General features: G+C 67.4%; 15 protein-coding genes and 1 pseudogene. 8 read left to right on the forward strand and 8 right to left on the reverse strand.

The features are described 5' to 3' along the window. Positions 1-87 precede the first annotated feature (87 nt). Positions 88-996, forward strand: a complete 909-nt coding sequence (locus tag ACZY08_RS06730) for a haloalkane dehalogenase (protein WP_463743765.1) — start codon at positions 88-90, stop codon at positions 994-996. Here the strand turns inward: ACZY08_RS06730 and ACZY08_RS06735 are convergent. Then, the gene (locus ACZY08_RS06735; RefSeq protein WP_463743766.1) at positions 983-1,435 is read right to left on the reverse strand and encodes a lipoprotein LpqH; all 453 of its coding nucleotides are present in this window, start codon (positions 1,433-1,435) and stop codon (positions 983-985) included. The two genes, ACZY08_RS06730 and ACZY08_RS06735, sit on opposite strands and share 14 nt — an antisense overlap. A gap of 66 nt (positions 1,436-1,501) precedes the next feature. Here ACZY08_RS06735 and tgt point away from each other — a divergent pair, with 66 nt between their 5' ends. After that, a complete protein-coding gene (tgt, locus tag ACZY08_RS06740) occupies positions 1,502-2,746 on the forward strand; it encodes a tRNA guanosine(34) transglycosylase Tgt (RefSeq protein ID WP_463743767.1) in 1,245 nt (414 codons plus the stop codon). Here tgt and ACZY08_RS06745 read toward each other — a convergent pair. Continuing rightward, entirely contained in the window at positions 2,676-3,887 is a 1,212-nt protein-coding gene (locus tag ACZY08_RS06745; protein WP_463743768.1) for an MFS transporter, read from the reverse strand. The two genes, tgt and ACZY08_RS06745, sit on opposite strands and share 71 nt — an antisense overlap. Positions 3,888-4,006: 119 nt before the next feature. Between ACZY08_RS06745 and ACZY08_RS06750 the strand changes: the two genes are divergently transcribed. Genes ACZY08_RS06750 through ACZY08_RS06760 form a run of 3 tightly spaced genes read left to right on the forward strand, consistent with a single transcriptional unit; the run spans position 4,007 to position 7,313 of the window. Then, on the forward strand, positions 4,007-5,320 hold the full coding sequence (locus ACZY08_RS06750; RefSeq protein ID WP_463743769.1) for an acetyl-CoA hydrolase/transferase family protein: 1,314 nt from the start codon (positions 4,007-4,009) through the stop codon (positions 5,318-5,320). A gap of 59 nt (positions 5,321-5,379) precedes the next feature. Further along, positions 5,380-6,729, forward strand: a complete 1,350-nt coding sequence (gene hpnE, locus ACZY08_RS06755; protein WP_463743770.1) for a hydroxysqualene dehydroxylase HpnE — start codon at positions 5,380-5,382, stop codon at positions 6,727-6,729. Beyond that, positions 6,726-7,313, forward strand: coding sequence for a TetR/AcrR family transcriptional regulator (locus ACZY08_RS06760; protein WP_463743771.1), 588 nt, complete (start codon positions 6,726-6,728; stop codon positions 7,311-7,313). The genes hpnE and ACZY08_RS06760 overlap by 4 nt, the downstream gene beginning before the upstream one ends. Here ACZY08_RS06760 and ACZY08_RS06765 read toward each other — a convergent pair. The 4 genes from ACZY08_RS06765 to ACZY08_RS06780 are packed head-to-tail and all read right to left on the reverse strand — an operon-like array spanning position 7,310 to position 10,851. Then, positions 7,310-8,074: an amino acid ABC transporter ATP-binding protein gene (locus tag ACZY08_RS06765; RefSeq protein WP_463743772.1), complete on the reverse strand. Its 765-nt coding sequence runs from the start codon at positions 8,072-8,074 to the stop codon at positions 7,310-7,312. The genes ACZY08_RS06760 and ACZY08_RS06765 overlap by 4 nt on opposite strands. Next, positions 8,071-9,543 carry an ABC transporter permease subunit gene (locus ACZY08_RS06770; protein WP_463743773.1) on the reverse strand — a complete coding sequence of 491 codons (1,473 nt, stop codon included), beginning with the start codon at positions 9,541-9,543 and terminating at the stop codon, positions 8,071-8,073. The genes ACZY08_RS06765 and ACZY08_RS06770 overlap by 4 nt, the downstream gene beginning before the upstream one ends. 44 nt (positions 9,544-9,587) lie before the next feature. Further along, positions 9,588-10,469 (reverse strand): tRNA glutamyl-Q(34) synthetase GluQRS, encoded by an 882-nt coding sequence (gene gluQRS, locus ACZY08_RS06775; RefSeq protein WP_463743774.1) that lies wholly within the window; start codon positions 10,467-10,469, stop codon positions 9,588-9,590. Positions 10,470-10,482: 13 nt separating this feature from the next. Continuing rightward, entirely contained in the window at positions 10,483-10,851 is a 369-nt protein-coding gene (locus tag ACZY08_RS06780) for a hypothetical protein (RefSeq protein ID WP_463743775.1), read from the reverse strand. Between the two features lie 50 nt (positions 10,852-10,901). On the opposite strand from ACZY08_RS06780, the gene ACZY08_RS06785 reads away from it, so the two are divergent. Next, positions 10,902-12,203: a carboxylesterase family protein gene (locus tag ACZY08_RS06785; protein ID WP_463743776.1), complete on the forward strand. Its 1,302-nt coding sequence runs from the start codon at positions 10,902-10,904 to the stop codon at positions 12,201-12,203. 73 nt (positions 12,204-12,276) lie between these two features. Further along, positions 12,277-15,084 carry an ATP-binding protein gene (locus ACZY08_RS06790; RefSeq protein ID WP_463743777.1) on the forward strand — a complete coding sequence of 936 codons (2,808 nt, stop codon included), beginning with the start codon at positions 12,277-12,279 and terminating at the stop codon, positions 15,082-15,084. On the opposite strand, the pseudogene ACZY08_RS06795 reads toward ACZY08_RS06790, so the two are convergent. After that, positions 15,081-16,354, reverse strand: a pseudogene (locus tag ACZY08_RS06795) (HNH endonuclease signature motif containing protein). The gene ACZY08_RS06790 and the pseudogene ACZY08_RS06795 sit on opposite strands and share 4 nt — an antisense overlap. A gap of 100 nt (positions 16,355-16,454) precedes the next feature. Here ACZY08_RS06795 and ACZY08_RS06800 point away from each other — a divergent pair. Beyond that, entirely contained in the window at positions 16,455-17,306 is an 852-nt protein-coding gene (locus ACZY08_RS06800; protein ID WP_463743778.1) for a hypothetical protein, read from the forward strand. Here ACZY08_RS06800 and ACZY08_RS06805 read toward each other — a convergent pair whose 3' ends face one another. Further along, entirely contained in the window at positions 17,307-18,380 is a 1,074-nt protein-coding gene (locus tag ACZY08_RS06805; RefSeq protein WP_463743779.1) for an ATP-dependent DNA ligase, read from the reverse strand. Between the last annotated feature and the right edge of the window lie 16 nt (positions 18,381-18,396).

Here is an 18,396-nt window from a genome sequence, read left to right on the forward strand (position 1 = left end):
CAGAAGTATTGGGGTTCGTGCAGGTCGTGGGCATGCGATTGGTCGAATTGTTCGCAACGGCCGCGGGCTGGTCGTAAGTTCAGCACCATGCAGACGTTGCGCACTCCAGACGACCGGTTCGGTAACCTGCCTGAGTTTGCTTATCTACCAGAGTATTCCGAGGTCGATGACGGCGACGGTGGTCGATTGCGGGTGGCCTGGGTGCAGGCCGGTCCACCGGAGGCCGACCCGGTGCTGTTGTTGCACGGGGAACCATCCTGGTCGTTTCTGTACCGGCGAATGATCCCGATCCTGACCGCGGCGGGCCATCGCGTCGTATGCCCCGACTTGGTCGGCTTCGGCAGATCGGACAAACCCACGCGCATCGAGGATCACACCTATGCCCGGCACGTCGAGTGGATGCGGACGCTGGTCTGCGATGTCCTGGACTTGCGGCGGGTGGCCCTGGTCGGTCAGGACTGGGGTGGTCTGATCGGGCTCCGCCTGGCGGCCGAGAATCCCGACCGGTTCGCCAATATCGTCGTCGCCAACACGGGACTGCCCAGCGGTGACATTCCCATGCCGGAGATCTGGTGGCAGTTCCGCACGGCCATCCAGAACCTGCCGACGATCGACGTCGGCAGGTTCGTGGAGGCGGGGTGCCGTCGCCCGGTCAGCGACGAGGTCAGGGCAGCGTACGGCGCCCCGTTCCCGGACGACACCTTTTGCGCGGGTCCGCGCGCGATGCCCGGTCTGGTTCCCACCACACCCGACGACCCTGCTGCCGCCGCCAACCGGTCAGCTTGGAAAGCGTTGGCGGCCAGTGAAACCCCGATGCTGGTGGCGTTCAGCGACGGTGACCCGATCACCGGAGCCATGGCGCCCATCTTCCAGCGGGAGATGCGCGGCGCGCAGGGTATCGAGCACCCGGTGATCGCGAATGCCGGTCATTTCCTGCAGGAAGATGCCGGCGAGGAGCTCGCCGGGGCGATAGTGACCTTCCTCAGGGGCAGGTGACGGCGATGTCGAACGGCATGTCCACCGGCGCGCCCGGTTCGTTGGGATCGATGCCCATGCCGTTGCCGGTGATGGTGTAGCCCTTGCCGTCGCGCGCGGCCACGACCGGCGCGCTCGACAGGCCGGAGAGGTAGGTCAGCGAAGCGCCTTCACCGTTCACATCGCCGATGTTCACCGACTGCACCACCGGTGCTTCCCCGTCGGTCAGCGCCACGGAGGCCGGCATGTTGCCGTTGATGCTGATCGTGGTCAGTCCTTCCTTGGTCTCACAAGCGACGCTGGTGACCGGGCCGGCGTCGTTGGGACCGAAGGTGACCCGGCCCCCGCCGGATTTCCCTGAAGAAGAACCCGATTCCTGCGACGAGCATCCGGCGACTGCGGCCAGACAAACAGCAAATCCGGCGGCGATGACAATGGGGCGGCTCAGGACCAAATTCACGTCCGCAGTATGGACGCGTCCGCCCCCGTGACGGAAATCGGACGCGCATCCGGTTGAATACCTGGTGTGGACCAGCCGTATTTCACCGTGGAGGCCGAGTTGCCCGGCCGACTCGGCCGGGTCGGGACCATTCACACTCCGCATGGCGATATCCGCACCCCGGCGTTCGTTGCGGTCGGCACCGCGGCCACCGTGAAATCGGTCCTTCCCGAGACCATGAAACAGCTTGGTGCCCAAGCGGTCCTGGCCAACGCCTATCACCTGTACCTACAGCCGGGCCCGGACGTCGTGGCCGAGGCCGGCGGGCTCGGGGCGTTCATGAACTGGCCAGGCCCGACCTTCACCGACAGCGGCGGCTTCCAGGTGATGTCGCTGGGTGTCGGGTTCAAGAAGGTCCTGGCGATGGACACCGCACGGCTGAAGAACGACGACATCATCGCCAAGGGCAAGGAACGGCTGGCTGTCGTGGACGACGACGGCGTCACGTTCCGCTCCCACCTGGACGGTTCGAAACACCGGTTCACCCCGGAGGTGTCGATCGGCATCCAGAACAAGCTGGGTGCCGACATCATCTTCGCGTTCGACGAGCTGACCACGCTGGTCAACACCCGGGCCTACCAGGAAAGCTCGGTGCAGCGCACCCATGAGTGGGCGGCGCGGTGCCTGGCCGAGCATCACCGGCTGCAGGCTCTGTCGCCGGAGCGGCCGCGTCAGGCGTTGTTCGGGGTGGTGCAGGGTGCCCAGTACGAGGATCTGCGCCGGCAGGCCGCGAGTGGCCTGGCCGCGATCGGGCAGGAGGCCGGGCCGGCCGAGGGGCTCAGCTTCGACGGCTACGGCATCGGCGGCGCGCTGGAGAAGCAGAATCTGGCGACCATCGTCGGTTGGGTCAGCAGTGAACTGCCCGCTGACAAGCCCCGGCACCTGCTCGGTATCAGCGAGCCCGATGACCTGTTCGACGCGGTGGCCGCCGGGGCCGACACCTTCGACTGTGTGTCGCCGTCGCGAGTGGCGCGCAATGCGGCGGTGTACTCGGCGACGGGGCGGTACAACATCACCGGGGCCCGGTACAAGCGGGACTTCACCCCGATCGACGCCGAATGCGATTGCTACACCTGCGCCAACTACTCGCGCGCCTATATTCGCCACCTGTTCAAGGCCAAGGAGATGTTGTCGGCGACGCTGTGCACGATCCACAACGAGCGGTTCGTGATCCGGCTGGTCGACCGGATCCGGGCGTCGATCATCGCTGGTGAGTTCGATGAGCTGCGGGCTGATGTGCTGGGTCGGTACTACGGGACGTCTGTGCGCTGAGCAGTATCGCGAGAGCGATCGCCGCGGCGGTGACACCTGCGGTCGCCGGCCAACCCAGCCAACCGACGGCGGCTGCGCCGAAGGCCGTACCGAGGCTGCCGCCCACGAAGTACACCACCATGTAGGCGCTGTTGAACCGGGCGGGCGCGGCAGGGTCGATTGCCAGAACAGTGCTCTGATTGGCCACCTGGGCGGCGAACAGTCCGGCGTCGAACACGGCGAGACCGGCAAGAGTGACCACCGGATTCGACAGATCTACGGCGAGGACGACCGCGGCCGAACCGGCGAGGATCAGCCCGACCATCGTGACCAGTCGTGCGCCGACCCGGTCGGTCCAGACACCGGCGATGCGGGTGGCGACAATGCCGAGCAGGCCGGCAAGGGCGTACAGGCCGATCCGTTCGGCCGAGTAGGAGTACGGCGGTTGTGCCAGCGCGACTGCGAGGCCGGCCCACACCGCGCAGAAAGCGAAGAACCAGAGCGCGCCGCGCACCGCGGCGATGCGCAACGTCGGGAACCTCAGGTACAGGCCGGGCAGACTACGAAGCGTCTCCAGGTAGCTGCTGGTGGCCGAACCGGCCGTGGCGGGCAGTGTCCGCAATGCGACCACCGCGGCGGCAGCGCATGCGAGCGCGAAGGCGAGCAGGCCGCCACGCCATCCCGCCACTTCCGTCAGCCAGCCGCCGGCGATTCGGCCACCGATGATCCCGGCCGAAATGCCCGCTGTCACAACGCCCAGCGCAGTTGCCCGACGGCCCTCCGGGACGAAGCGCGCCGTGATCGAACTCAACTGTGCGCCGACGGTGGAACAGGCACCGATGATGCCGACCGTGAGCCCCAACATCCACAGACCGCCTGCGGCGGCGTTGGCCGCCAAGGCTGCGGCCAAGGCGCCGAACTGTGCAGCCAGAAGGTAGTTCGGTCGGAATCGGTCGACGAGCGGTACCAACGTCGCGAGCCCCAGCAGGTAGCCGACGGGACCGCACGCCAGCGCGACGCCGACCTGGGCCACCGAGATGTCAAGACTGCCAGCGACATCGGATATCGCCGGTTGCAGAGGATAGCTGGCGGCGGTGCCCAGTGCTGCGGCAATCGCCATGAACCACACGGTGATTCGGCGCATTTCAGGCTGCGGTGTCATGCCGCTGACGTTATGAGTCCACGCGCGGGGGTGCTGGCGGGATTCGGACGATGCGGTGTGGCAAGCCTGAGGCGTTCGGGCGGGTGTACAAATGCGGTGGCTCACGGAAGAGTGACGCCATGCCGGAAGAGCTCACCGCCCAACAGGCCGCCACCCGCCTGGCGCCCGCCGACACGCTCGGGATCCCACTGGGGCCCGGCCAGCCTCCGGCGTTCCTGCGGGCCCTCGGCGAGCGCACGGATTGGACGGACCTGCGCGTCTACGGTGCGCTGCTCGGGGTCGGCACCGAACTGTTCACCCGTCCGGGCGTCCATTACCTATCCGGCTTCTACGGTCCTTTCGAGCGGATGCTGCGGGATATGGGCGCCGATGTGGAGTTCGCGCCGGCGGACTTCCGTCGGTTCGCCCCGCTGCTCCAGAGCCAGGCGCCGCGCGTGGTGACGACCGTTGCGGCGCCGCCCGACGCGGATGGTTGGTGCTCCCTGTCGCTGCACGCGGGGGCCACGGTCGGCGAATTGCGCCGCGCGGGTGCCGATCCGCAACGGCTACTCGTCGTCGAGGTGTCCGATGCCTATCCACGAACGTTCGGCCTCGACGATTACCGCCATGCACTGCACGTCGACGAGATCGACATCCTGGTGCAGTCCACCGACGCACCGCTCGCGCTGCCCGCGGCCTCGCCCACCGACGTCGACAGGGCGATCGCGAGGCACGCCGTCGCGTACATCCCGTCCGGCGCGACGCTGCAGACGGGTATCGGCTCAATTCCCAGCCAGATCGCGGCACTGCTCGCCGACGGGGACGGGGGAGGTTACGGGCTGCACAGCGAGATGTTCACCGATGGGTGCATGCAGTTGCACCGTGCGGGCAAGGTCACCAACGTCGGGAAAGGCCTGTACGAGGGTGTGAGCGTGACGACCTTCGCGTTCGGCTCGACCGAGCTCTACGCGTGGCTGGACGGCAACTCCGACGTCGCGTTCCTGCCGGTCGAGATCGTCAACGCGCCGGAGGTGATCGGCGCCAACAACGACATGGTCACGATCAACGGCGCGCTCGGGGTCGATGTCCACGGCCAGGTTGTCGCGGACACCATCGCCGGCGACCAGTTCAGCGGGATCGGTGGCGCCGAGGATTTCGTGGCCGGTGCCGGCCTTGAGCTGTCGGATCGTTCGTTGATCTGCCTGCCCTCGACGTTCGAGAAGGACGGGGTGCTCCAGTCGCGGATCGTGCCGTGGTTCGGCCCCGGGGCGGTGATCACCACTCCGCGGCATCAGGTCGATGTGATCGTCACCGAGTACGGCGCAGCCGAACTGGAGGGCAGGACGGTCCGCGAGCGCGGCGAGGCCCTGGCCGCGATCACACACCCGCGGTTCCGAGACGAAATGTTGGCCGCCGCTGAGCGTGCGGCGCAGGGACGTTCGCCCGTCCGATAACGCCCGCGTGCCCGGCGACTAACTTACAATTTGTAACTTAGTCGACGGAGGGCTGCAGCATGGGCGAACGCTATGTGGTGATCGGCGGTGGGCTGGCGGGATTGGCTGCCGCGGTGTGGCTGAGCGAAGCTGGAAAAAACGTCACCCTGCTCGAGCGCCGTGGCCGGCTGGGCGGACGCACCCACGCGATGCGGGCCGACGAGGTCGACGATGTCCCCGACAACGGGCAGCACGTGATCGCCAGCGGCTACCAACACCTTTACCGATACCTGACCAGCGTCGGCACCCGGCAGCACATCGCCTTCCCGAAATCGTCGACATTGCGGTGGCCTGACGGGCGCAAGGTCACCATGCAGACCACGGGCGCCGGGGCGGTCCGCACCCTGCTCGGGGTTCACCCCGACGCGAGCTGGGCCGACCGGTTGCGCGCCGCCCGTGCCACCTTGCGGCTCGGCTGGCAGGCCCTGCATCAGCCGGCAGACATGGCCGACCTCACCACGGAACAGTGGTTCGAGCGCGTCGGCATGCCCGCCCCCGCACGAGAAGCTTTGTGGGACTGGCTTGCCCTGGGTATTGCCGCCGAGCCGGTGGCCCGCGAATCGGCCAAGGTCTTCGCCAACGTGATGGCCACCGGTATCCGCCTCGGGATCGCCCACCGCACGCCCGTCACCATCGGCTACCCCACGGTCGACCTCGACACCCTCTACGTCGACGGAGCGTTGAAGGTCTTCGCCGAACGCGGTGTCGACGTGCGCTACCGCGCGGTCGCACGACGGATCCGCATCGAGAACGGCACCGTCACCGGCGTGCTCCTTGCCGACGGTACCGAGGTACCCGCCGACGCCGTGGTCTGCGCGGTTCCGAACTCCAACATCGGCGGCCTGCTCGACGACCTGCCGGAGCATCCCGAGATCTATGCGGCTGCAGACAAACTCGGTTACACACCCATCGTCAGCACCAATCTCTACCTCGATCGTCCGTTGGGCACCGAGTCGGCGTTCGAGGGGCTGATCGGCGGAACCGGGGTGATCGACGAGGTGTTCGACCGCCAGATCATGCATGGCCGTAACACCGACCGGTCCTGGCTGTACTGCCTGACCACCAGTGGCGCCTACGAGCAGATCCACAAGAGCAACGACGAGATCGTCGACGAGCAGGTGGCGTTGTTGCGCCGGTACTACCCGGCGGCACGGGAGGCGAAAGTGCTTCAGGCTCAGGTGGTCAAGATGCCGAAGGCGACCTTTTCGCAGGTGGTCGGCACGGACGGGCTGCGCCCGCCGCAACGGACCTCGGTGCCGTCGTTGGTGCTGGCCGGCGACTGGACGGCCACCGACTGGTCGGCGACCATGGAGAGCGCGGTGCAGAGCGCGGCGAATGCGGTAGCCCTGTTACTGGAATTCCGGCAATGACCCGCCGCCGGCTCAGCGGCGCGGACCGCAGGGCACAGCTGCTCGACGTCGCGCGCGACATCGTCGCCGAAGGTGGCTACCCCGCATTGACCGTCGAGCAGGTTGCGAGCCGGTCGGGGATCACCAGAACCGTTGTCTACCAACAGTTCACTGATCTGGCCGGGCTCACCACCGCGCTTCTGGACCGTGAGTCGGCGGTCGCGTTCGCCGGCATGAGTACCGTGGACCAGCCCGACCTCGATCCCGAGCAGCTCGGCAGGGGGATTCTGGCCTACCTGCATGATGCGCCGACGAGTTGGCGCATCATCTTGCGGCCGCCCGACGGCGCGCCCCCGCAGGTGCGCGAACGCATCGAAGTGGGCCGCCGTTACGCCAGGAAGGTCGCGGCGCGGCCGCTCTCGGTGGCTGCCGGCGTGGACGTCGACCCGGACGGGACCACGGTGCGAATCCTGTTGTCGGCGATCGAGGAGCTCGCCCGCGTACACCTGGAGGATCCGGGCGACCATCCTGACGACGAGGTGCTGAGCTATCTGCGCTCGATTGTCGAGTGGGCGGTCGCCGTTGAACGGGTACCGAACGGCTAGAGCGGATTGAGGATCCGCTGCAGGAACTGGCGGGTGCGCTCTTCCTTGGGGTCTCCGATCACGGCGGCCGGTGGCCCCTGCTCCAGGATCACGCCGCGGTCGGTGAACAGCACCTGATCGGAAACCTGTCGGGCGAACTGGATTTCGTGCGTGACGATCACCAGCGTCCAGCCTTCGACGGCCAGGTCCCGGATCACCGCGAGCACCTCGCCGACCAGTTCGGGATCCAGTGCCGAGGTCGGTTCGTCGAACAGCACCACTTTCGGTTTCAACGCGAGTGCCCGGGCGATCCCGACGCGCTGTTGCTGGCCACCCGAGAGCTGGTACGGATACTTGTCCTGGTGGTCGGACAGCCCGACCTGACGCAATAGCTCGGTAGCCTCGGCCAGCACCTCCTCCCGCGGCCGTTTCTGCACGACGAGCGGCCCCTCGGTGACGTTCTGCAGCACGGTCTTGTGCGGAAACAGGTTGTGGGACTGGAACACAAAGCCGCTCTGCGCCCGGTAGCGACGCAGCTGATCCTTGGGTACCGGCTTGGCGAAATCGAGTTCGCTGTCACCGACCCGGATCACGCCGGAGTCGGCGACATCGAGCGCGTTGAGGGTGCGCAGCAGCGTGGTCTTCCCCGAACCCGAGGGGCCGATGACCGTCGTCACCGTGCCGCGCGGCACGGTGAACGAAACACCCTTGAGCACCTGGACGTCGCCGAACGCCTTGTGCACGTCGGCGGCGACGATCCGGTCTTCGCGTTCTGTGGTCATCGCGCAACGTGCCTTTCCAGTCGGCGCTCGAGGCGACTCTGGCCGAACGACAATACGAGGCAGATCACCCAGTAGTAGATCGCGGCCGTGCCGTAGAGGGCGAAGAACTCGAACGTCGGTGCCGCGACGATCTGGGCCTGCCGCAGCAGTTCGGTCACCAATATTGTTGAGGCCAGGGAAGTGTCCTTCACCAGCGAGATCAAGGTGTTCGACAGCGGTGGCACCGCGACCCGGGCCGCCTGCGGCAGAATGATGCGCCTTAGGGTGCCGGTGTAGTTGAGGCCGATCGTCTCGGCGGCCTCCCATTGTCCCTTCGGGATGCTCTGGATCGCCGAGCGGATGATCTCGGCCGCGTAGCCGCCGACGTTGAGGCTGAACGCGATCACCGCCGCCGGGAACGGGTCGATCTTGACCCCGAACTCGGGCAGCGCAAAGAACACGATGAACAACTGCACCAGCAGTGGGGTGCCGCGGATGATCGAGATGTAGAAGCGGGCGATGTTGCTCAGCACCACATTCGGCGACAGCCGGGCCAGTGCCACGGCCAGGGCGATGACCAGGCCGATGGCGAAGCTGATGATCGTCAACGGAATGGTCATCGTCAGAGCCGCTTTGGCCAGCGGCCACAGGTTGTCGGCGATCAGCTGCCCCGTCGAATGTGTGCGCGCGGGTGCACCTTCTTCGGGTGCCCCCGAAGCGTTGGCCTTGAGGTATTTCTGCGAGATGGCGGCCAGGGTGCCGTCGGCCCGCAACTGGTCGAGTGCGGTGTTGAGTTCGGGCAGCAGGCCGCTGTCCTTGCGCGCGGCGAAGCCCTGTTCGCTCTTCTCTCCCACGGTGCCTGCGATCTTCACCGACTTGTCGTTGGTCTCGGCCAGATATGCGTAGACGGCGATGCTGTCGTTGACCACGACATCGACCCGGCCCTGGTTGAGGAGCTTGATGGCCTGGGTGAACCCTTCGACCGCTTCCACCCGGGCGCCGGCCTTACGAGCGATCTCCGACCAGTTGCTGGTGGCGTTCTCGGCGGCGACCTTGCCTTTCAGGTCCGCGAGCGACTTGATCGTGTTGTCGTCGGCGCGGGTGACGATCACGCCTTCGCCGATCGAGTAGGGCTGGGACAGATCATATTTGGCCTGCCGTTCGGGCGTGATCGTGACCTCGTTGGCCACCACGTCGAACCGGTTGGCCTCGAGCGCGGCGAAGATGGAATCCCACGGTGTCTCGACGAATTCGACTCTTACGCCGAGTTTGTCGCCAACCGCGCGGGCGACGTCGACGTCGTAGCCGACGAGTTGACCCGTGGCGGTGTCGTGGTAGCTGAACGGCGAGTACACGCCTTCGGTGCCGACCCGCAGCACGCCGGCCGAACTCAGCGGTTCGTCGGTATTGCCCGTCTTCGGCCCGCAGGCGGCCAGCAGTACCGCGACGATCAGCAGGAGCCCCAGCAGTGGAATTCGTCGGGAGCGCACTGCCGGACGCTAACAGGGGCGCGAGCTGTTCTGCAGGTTTCTGCTCAGCCCGGCTGGTATATCCACGGATGCCGTGGCAGCGCGCCCGGGTCGAACCGGTCGAGCATGCCGTCGACGTCTAGCGCGGGCCATCCCAGCGACGCGCTGATCTGCTCCAATGCCCGGTCGACGCCGATCTCGGCCAGGGTGACCGCCCCGTCGCGTTTGGCCAGCCGGGCGCCGTCTTCGTTGAGCACCAGCGGAACGTGGGCGTAAAGGGGTTCCGGGTAGTTCAGCAGCCGGGCCAGATATGCCTGGCGCGGGGACGAGCTCAACAGGTCGTCGCCCCGCACCACCTGGTCGACGCCGGAGGCGGCGTCATCGACCACCACGGCCAGGTTGTAGGCGGGCACGCCGTCGCCGCGACGTACCACGAAGTCGTCGATGATCCCGGTGTATGTGCCGTGCAGCAGGTCGGTCACGGTGCCGACGAATGTTTCGGTGCGGAGCCGCAGCGCGGGCGGACGGCCGGTTTCGGCTCGGCGCTGTGCGCGTTCGGCCTCGGTGAGGTCCCGGCAGGTACCCGGGTACGCGCCTTCGGGGGCATGCGGAGCCCGCGGCGCTTGCGCGATATCTTTTCGGCTGCAATAGCATTCGTACACCGCGCCACGTTCGGACAACTCGCCGATCACCGCGTCGTAGCGGTCCTGGTGGCCGGTCTGCCACTCCGGTGGCTCGTCCCACGTCAGCCCGATCGCGGCCAGGTCGGCCACTTGCCGCGTACCGATCTCGGGAAACGTGCGGTCATCGAGATCCTCGACCCGCAGCAGGAACCGGCGCCCGGTGGACCGGGCGAACAACCAGGCCAGCACCGCGGTGCGCAGGTTGCCGATGTGCAGGTCGGCCGACGGGCTCGGCGCAAACCGCCCGGCGGGGGTTGGGCTCACGCCCGCAATCTAGCTAATCGCGGTCCCAGGGCGCAGTCTCGCCCATCTTCTTGTAGTACTTCGCCAGGTGGCTTTTCACCCGGTCGATGTCCTCCTTGGGAAGATCGACACCACCGCGGGCGCCGTCCATGATTCCGCCGGCAGCCATCACCCCACGCGGCACGGCCTCGAGCTTGCCGCCGACCACGTCGGCGATCAGCAGCTTGTACGCGGTGAAGTTGTCCTTCTCGTCCTTGTCGTACCAGACATGCGCGTCGCGGTATTTCTGGTTGGGTTCGTCCTGCGCATCGGCCCATTTGCGGACCCGTTTGTCGGCGGCGTCGCCGTCCCACTCCCGGTCCCGATCAGCCAGCGGCAGGTCCTGAAATGCGGTTACAGACATGCTGTTGGCATGCCCGGCTACGGGCGCCGGTAAACGCTAGCGTTGGGCGGGTGCGGGAGCGACACATCACAGGCGGCACGATCCAGGTTGAACACGAGGACGGGCTGGTACGTGCGCGGGGCGTGCGCTACGGCACGGCCAGACGATTCGCGGTCGCCGAACCGCCCGCTGCCTGGTCGGGGGTTCGGGACGCCACCCAGTCGGGTCCGGCCTGCCCGCAGCGGCCGTCGCGGCTGGGTTGGGTGACCGGCAACGTGCTCGATGGCCTGTCGACGGACGAGAACTGTCTGGTGCTGACCGTCACGGCACCGGCCGATGCGCAGCGGCTCCCGGTCATGGTGTGGTTCCACGGCGGTGCCTACGTCGCGGGCAGTGGAGAGTCGGCCAAGTACGACGCCGGTGCCCTGGCCCGCGCCGGCGACGTGGTGGTGGTCAATGTGAGTTACCGGCTCGGCATCTTCGGCTATCTGGCGCCACCCGGGGCAGGTGAGGACAACCTGGGTCTGCGTGACCAGATCCTGGCGCTGCGCTGGGTGCACGACAACATCGCCGCGTTCGGCGGCGACGCAGCCAACGTCACCGCATTCGGTCAGTCGGCGGGCGCCCACTCCGTGTGGTCGTTGATGTTGTGCAAGGACGCGGCCGGGCTGTTCCACCGCGCGATCCTGCAGAGCGCCCCGCTGGAACTGGACCGCGGGCGCGACGACATGGCGCAGAAGATGGGCGCGGCCATGGCCACCTCGCTCGCCGGTGCCGATCCGGCCGAGGTGAGCGTCGACCGGTTGCTGGCCGCCGAAGGCGCTGCAGTGGCCGCCGCGCAGGGGTTGGGTCTCCTCAGCGGTCTCGCGTTCTCGCCGCGGCTCGGCCGGGGGCCGCTGCCGGACCCCGGGGACGTGCCCGACGCCATCGCCGACGCTGCCGGTCGCATCGAGCTGCTGATCGGCTATACGAAGGATGACGCCGCGCCGTTCGTCGCGATGGATCCTCGGGTGGCCAGGCTCAACCGGGTGCCTGTCCTCGGCAGGGTCGCGGTCCGGGCCGGTTCGAAATCGATCACGAAACAGGCGTTCGCCGGCCCCTCCGAACGCCTGGCCGAGGCGTGGCAGACGCACGGCGGCCGGGTGGGCACCTATCGTTTCGACTGGACACCTGAGGGTGCCCCGCTGGGCGCCTGCCATTGCATGGAGTTGCCGTTCCTGTTCGGTTCACCCCAGACCTGGGCGGATGCCCCGATGCTCGGCCCGCAGCGGGCGATCGACAAACAGCTTTCCACCGAGATGCGTACTCGCTGGACACAATTCGCTCATCACGGCGTCGAATCGTTGAGCGCGCCGTCGCTGCGGTTCGGCTGAGCCGGTGGTCGCCGGATCGGCTGAACCTCTCCTGCCTTGATAAGGTCACCGCAAAATTCGGAGCGGTGGTGTGATGGCGATTATGGGCGCAGTCCCGTCACTACGTGGCCGCGTCAGCGAATGCGCAGCACTTCGGGCACTGGTATCGGGTGGCCGTTCGGGCGGCAGCGCGGTGCTGGTGGTGCGTGGTGAGGCGGGCGTCGGTAAGACGGCGCTGCTCAACTATGTCGTCGAACAGGCGCCGGCCTTCCGGGTGACCCAGGTCGGTGGGGTCGAGTCCGACATGGAACTGGCCTTCGCGGGGTTGCATCACCTGTGTGCGCCGCTGCTGAACCATCTCGACAAACTTCCCGAACCGCAGCGCGACGCGCTCTCGGTCGCTTTCGGTCGTGGTGTCGGGCCGGTGCCCGATCGCTTTCTGGTCGGCCTGGCGGTGCTCAGCCTGCTGGCCGCCGCTGCCGAGGACCAGCCGCTGCTATGTGTGGTCGACGACGCGCAGTGGCTCGATCAGGTTTCGGTGCAGACCTTGGGTTTCGTCGCGCGGCGGCTGCTGGCCGAGCCGGTTGTCTTGGTGTTCGGGGTCCGCGATGGTCATGACGGACCCGCCGACGTGCTGCCCGGTCTGCCCGGCCTGCCCGAGCTGCGGCTCGAAGGTCTGTCGGACAGCGATGCCAGAGACCTGCTGGACGCAGTCGTTCTGGGGCGGCTCGACGAGCGGGTACGCGACCGGCTCATCGCCGAATCCCGCGGTAATCCGCTGGCCCTGTTGGAAGTGCCGCGCAATGTCTCGGCTGCGGAGCGGGCCGGTGGCTTTTGGATTGCGGGGACGCGGCCGTCGGTCGGGCAGGTCGAGGAAGGCTTTGTCCGCAGAATCCAGGCGCTGCCCGCGGATACTCGTCAGTTGGCGCTGCTCGCGGCGGCGGATCCGGTCGGTGATCCGGTGGTGTTCTCGCGTGCCGCAGGGCATTTGGGTATCGGAATGGATGCGCTCGCGCCGGCCGAGGCCGCGGGGTTGATCGAGTTCGGCCCCCGTATGCGGTTTCACCACCCACTGGTCCGGTCGGCGGCCTACCGGGCCGCGGACGTGGCCGACCGCCGGGCGGTGCACCGGGCGCTGGCCAGTGCCACCGATCCCGAACTCGATCCCGATCGCCGCGCCTGGCATGCGGCCAATGCAGCAGCCGGCCCCGACGATGCGGTGGCCGCCGAGCTGGAAGCCTCGGCGTGGCGCGCACAGGGCCGCGGCGGAATTGCCGCTGCGGCAGTCTTTCTCGAGCGTGCCGCGGTCCTGTCCGCCGATCCGGCCCTGCGCAGTTCCCGCGCGATCGCGGCGGCCGAGGCGAAACGCGAAGCTGCCGCGCCGACAGCTGCCTACGAGCTGCTGGCACTGGCCGAACTGATCCCGATGACCGAATTGCAGCAGGCCCAGGTGGGCCGGCTACGGGCGCAGATGGATTTCACCAGCAGCCGGGGCGGCCTGCCCGGATCGCCGCCGGTCCGGCATGCGGCCGCGCTGCTGCTAGAGGCCGCCAAGCGGCTGGAGAACGTCGACGACGAGTTGGCACGGGAGACGTATATCGAGGCGCTGGCGGCCGCGATGTTCGCCTCGCGCAGCGAACCGAAGGCCCTGGTCGTGGCCGCCGAGGCGGCACGTGCGGCGGTCGAGGGAATCGTGGCGCCCTCCAGACCGATCGACTTCCTGCTCATCGGGATGGCCAATCTGATCACCGACGGCCTGCCCGCGGCGGTCGATCACCTGCGTAGCGCGCTGGAGCTGTGGTGTGAGCACGCCCGGCGCCATGACGGTAGGGCGCTGCGCTGGTTGGCGTTGGCCTTCCCGATCGTGCAGGAATCCGCCGGCCACGAGATATGGGATGACGAGTTGGTCGAGCGGCTCGCCACCGACATGATCGGCTATGCCCGAGCCACCGGAGCATTGGCCGTCTTGCCGCAGGCGATCGCCTATAAATCCGGCGTGCACGTTCACAAAGGCGAATTCATCACGGCGGCAAGGCTTATGGAAGAGGCGGGCTCGATCTCGGAGGCCATCGGTCATCGCCCGATGAGGTACCACAAGGTGGAGCTTGCGGCCTGGCGCGGTGATCTGGACGAGGCCGGCAGTCTGATCGAGGCCGGGATCGCTGAGGGCACCGCCAAGGGCGAGGGCCGGCTGCTGGGAGCCGCCGGGTATGCCGCCGCGGTGCTCTACAACGGGCTGGGCCGGTATCAGGAGGCGTTTGACGCCGCCCAACAGGTCTGCCAGTACAACGATCTGGGGTTCTACACCTGGACGCTGATTGAGCTGACCGAGGCGGGAGTTCGCGTCGGCGCGCGGGATGCCGCGGAGGATGCGGTACGCCGGTTGGAGACGGGCGCACGCGCCAGTGGTACCGATTGGGGTCTGGGTGCGCTGGCCAGTGCACGGGCCCTGATCGTCGACGACGCCGAAGCCGATGCGCTGTTCAACGAGGCTCTCGATCGGTTGGGCCGCACTCGGATCCGGGTTCAGTTGGCCCGAACCCACCTGCGCTACGGGGAATGGTTGCGTCGCCAGAAGCGGCGCACCAGCGCGCGTGAGCACCTCAACACCGCCTACGAGATGTTCACCAAGATGGGCGCGGACGCGTTCGCCGAGCGTGCCCGTCGTGAGCTGACCGCCACCGGGGAGAAGGTGCGCAAACAGCCGTTGGCCTCGGGCGATCAATTGACCGCGCAGGAGGCACAGATCGCCCAGTTGGCCCGCGACGGGCTGACGAATCAGGAGATCGGTGCGCAGTTGTTCATCAGCACGCACACCGTCGAATGGCACCTGCGCAAGGTCTTCGTCAAGCTCGGGGTCCGGTCGCGCAGGCAACTGCGCTCGGTGTCGTGGAGTAGCTAGTTCGTCGACGGTGGGGGTTGGGGTTGGAAGGGTGTGTACCACCACCAGTCGGCGCGTTCTCCGGTGGGTCCGGGGCAGGGTGGGACGTCGGGTGGGGGTGTGGTCGGTGGTCGGGCCAGGGATCCGCCCGGTAGGGGTTTTCCGGCACTGTCGGTGACGACGAGTTGGTCGGCGGGCCCGGTGATAGTGATGCCGCCGTGGTGGTGCAGGCGGTGGTGATAGGGGCACAGCAGCACGAGGTTGTGTAGTTCGGTAGGGCCGCCATTTTCCCAGTGCACGAGGTGGTGGGCGTGCAAGCCGCGGGTGGCCGCACAACCGGGGACCACGCAGCAGTGGTCGCGGTGCTCCAGCGCGCGGCGTAGCCGGCGGCTGATGGTCCGCGTACTGCGTCCTACGCCGATGGGTTGGCCGTGGCGTTGGAACCAGGCTTCCAGGGTGGCTTCGCACAGCAGGTACTGGCGTTCGGCGTCGGTGAGCAGTGGCCCCAGGTGTAGCGAGGCGACGGGCGTGTCAGCGTCGAGGTTCAGGTGCACGTTGACGGTGGTTTGTTGGCCGTGGGGGCGGCGGGCGGCCTCGTTGTCCCAGCCGGCCTCGATGAGGCTCATGAACGCGTCGACTTGGTTGGGAAACGGCCGCACCTGCTCGTCCTCGACCTGAGCACCGGTGTCGTCGGTGTCGTGGTCGCGTTTCCAATCCGCGACCAGCCTGTCGTGATGCGACCGCAGGCCGGCGTCGAATTTGGCGGCTTCGAGGCGGGCCAGGCGGATGGTGTAGGTGGTGTAGTCGTCGGCTTCGGTGCGGGTAAATGACCGTGGCGGTTCGGGTTCGGGTTTGGGCGTGGTTGGGGGCGTGGTTCGAGTTTGACTGCGGTGCGTAGTTGTTCCACCGTGGCTACGGGGGCGAGTTGCGCGTAGTGCTCATCGGATCCGTCGGCGGCTTTCGTGGCGATCACTCCGACCTGATCCAGGGATAGGCGTCCTTCGCGCAGGGCTTGGGTGCAGCGGGGGAATTCTTCGATGCGGCGGGCGATGGCCACGGCGGTTTCGGCGTTGCGGGGGCTGACCCCGGTTTTCCAAGCCACCAACGCTTTCATGGAGCGGGCACCGGTCGCTCCGCACAGTTCGTCGCGGTCCAGTTCGGCGACGATCTCCACGACGCGGCCGTCGATCGCGTTGCGTTGACCGCACAGCTCCGACAACTCCGCGAACAACACCTCCGTACGCTGCGCCGGGCTCGCCTCGGCGGCGAATGTGGCTGCGGTGGAGGACATGACCCCATCATCACAGAGGGGTACGACATCAAATCCACACGACGCCAGACCACGGGTTTTCAAGGGTCCCAGACATGACTGCAGCCGTCAGGCTCATCAAATGGCGACCATCCTGCTGCAGACCACGATCACGGAGAGTTCCGACGATTGGGATGTCAGCCGATTCTCGATGCTGGCCGCCGAGCTTCGCGCCGACGGGCACGAGGTCCTGGCCCGTAATCGGCCCGATCGCGTCGTGCAAGATCCGGTGCTCAGCCATCTCGATGAGCTCGGATTCGACCAGCTGTGGTTGATGGCGGTCGACGTCGGCAACGGTCTGACAACTGACGAATGTGCGGCGATCGGCAGGTTCCGCGGGCTCGGTGGTGGGGTGCTCACCGCGCGTGACCACCAGAACCTGGGCAGCTGCCTGCTTGGGCTGGGCTCGTTGGGGCAGGTCAACGAGTTCCACGACACCAGCCTGGACCCCGCGTCACGGTGCGACGACCAGGACAATCCCGACATCTCGTGGCCCAACTACCACTCGGGCGCCAACGGCGACTACCAGCCGGTGTTGGCCGAGGAGCCGGTGCACCAGCTGCTGCGCACCAGCCGGACCGCCAGTGGGCGCATCGAGTGGTTCCCGGCCCATCCTCACGAGGGATTGGTGGCGGCGCGAGTGCCGTTCGCGACGGTGGTGGCCCGGGGGCGCAGCACCGCCACGGGCAGGGAATTCAATCTCGCGGTGGCGCTGAACGGTGAGCGCACGCCGGCGGGCAGACCGATGGGCCGGGCCGTGGCCGAGTCGACGTTCCACCACTTCGCCGATTACAACTGGGATCTGGACTGTGGCGCGCCGTCGTTCGTCACCGATCGGCCCGGCTGGCAGATACGGGCCGATCCATCGCGTCTGGGGGTGTTCAAGGATTACGTCCGCAACATCGCCACCTGGCTGCAGCCGCCGGAGCACTGACTAGCGGTGACCCAGACCGGGAACGATGTCGTCGAGCCGGAAGGTGACCGGTTGTTCCAGTTGGGCGTAGGTGCACGACCGCGGGTCGCGGTCGGGCCGCCAGCAGTTGAACTGGGCGGTGTGACGGAAACGCCGGCCCTCCATGTGGTCATAGCGGACCTCGACGACGCATTCGGGTCGCAGCGGCACGAACGACAGGTCCTTGCCGGCGTTCCAGCGTGACCCGCCGCCATACCTGCGCGCGAGGTCCGGATCAGCGGCCACCTGTGCGGCCCAGTTCCAGGGGTGGTTCTCGAACTCGGTGACCAGGGGCTGCAATTCGGCGAACAGGGCCCGTCGTCGCTCCATCGGGAACGCGCCGATGACGCCGACGGATGCCAGCTCGCCGTCCTCGGTGTACAGCCCGAGCAGTAGCGATCCGATCGCATCAGGGCCCGACTTGTGGAGCCGATAACCGGCGACCACACAGTCGGCGGTCCGCTGGTGCTTGATCTTCACCATCACCCGTTTGTCAGGCTCATAGGTGAGGGTGAGCGGTTTGGCGATCAGCCCGTCGAGCCCGGCTCCTTCGAACTCGTCGAACCAGCGCCGCGCGGTGGCCACGTCGGTGGTCGCCGGGGTGACATGGAACGACGGGCCTGAACCCAGCGCATCCACCAGGGCGGCGCGACGTTCACTGAACGGTCGGCCCATGAGATCCTCCTCCCCGAGGGCGAGCAGGTCGAACGCGATGAAGCAGGCCGGTGTCTGTTCGGCCAGTAGACGCACCCGGGACGCCGCCGGATGCAGACGCAATTGCAGGGCCTCGAAATCCAGGCCACCATCAGTGGGCAGGACGATCTCGCCGTCGACAACGCATCGGGGTGGGAGCTCGGCCTTGGCGGCCTCGACGAGTTCGGGGAAGTACCGCGTCATCGGGCGCTCGTTACGGCTGCCCAACTCGACTTCGTCGCCGTCGCGGAACACCAACGCCCGGAAGCCGTCCCACTTGGGTTCGTAGGACGCGTCCGGTGGAATCACAGTTGCCGGCTTGGCCAGCATCGGCGAGACGGGCGGCATCACGGGTAACCGCATGAGACCAGTATTCACC

It is taken from the genome of Mycobacterium sp. IDUB_9 (assembly GCF_055419505.1).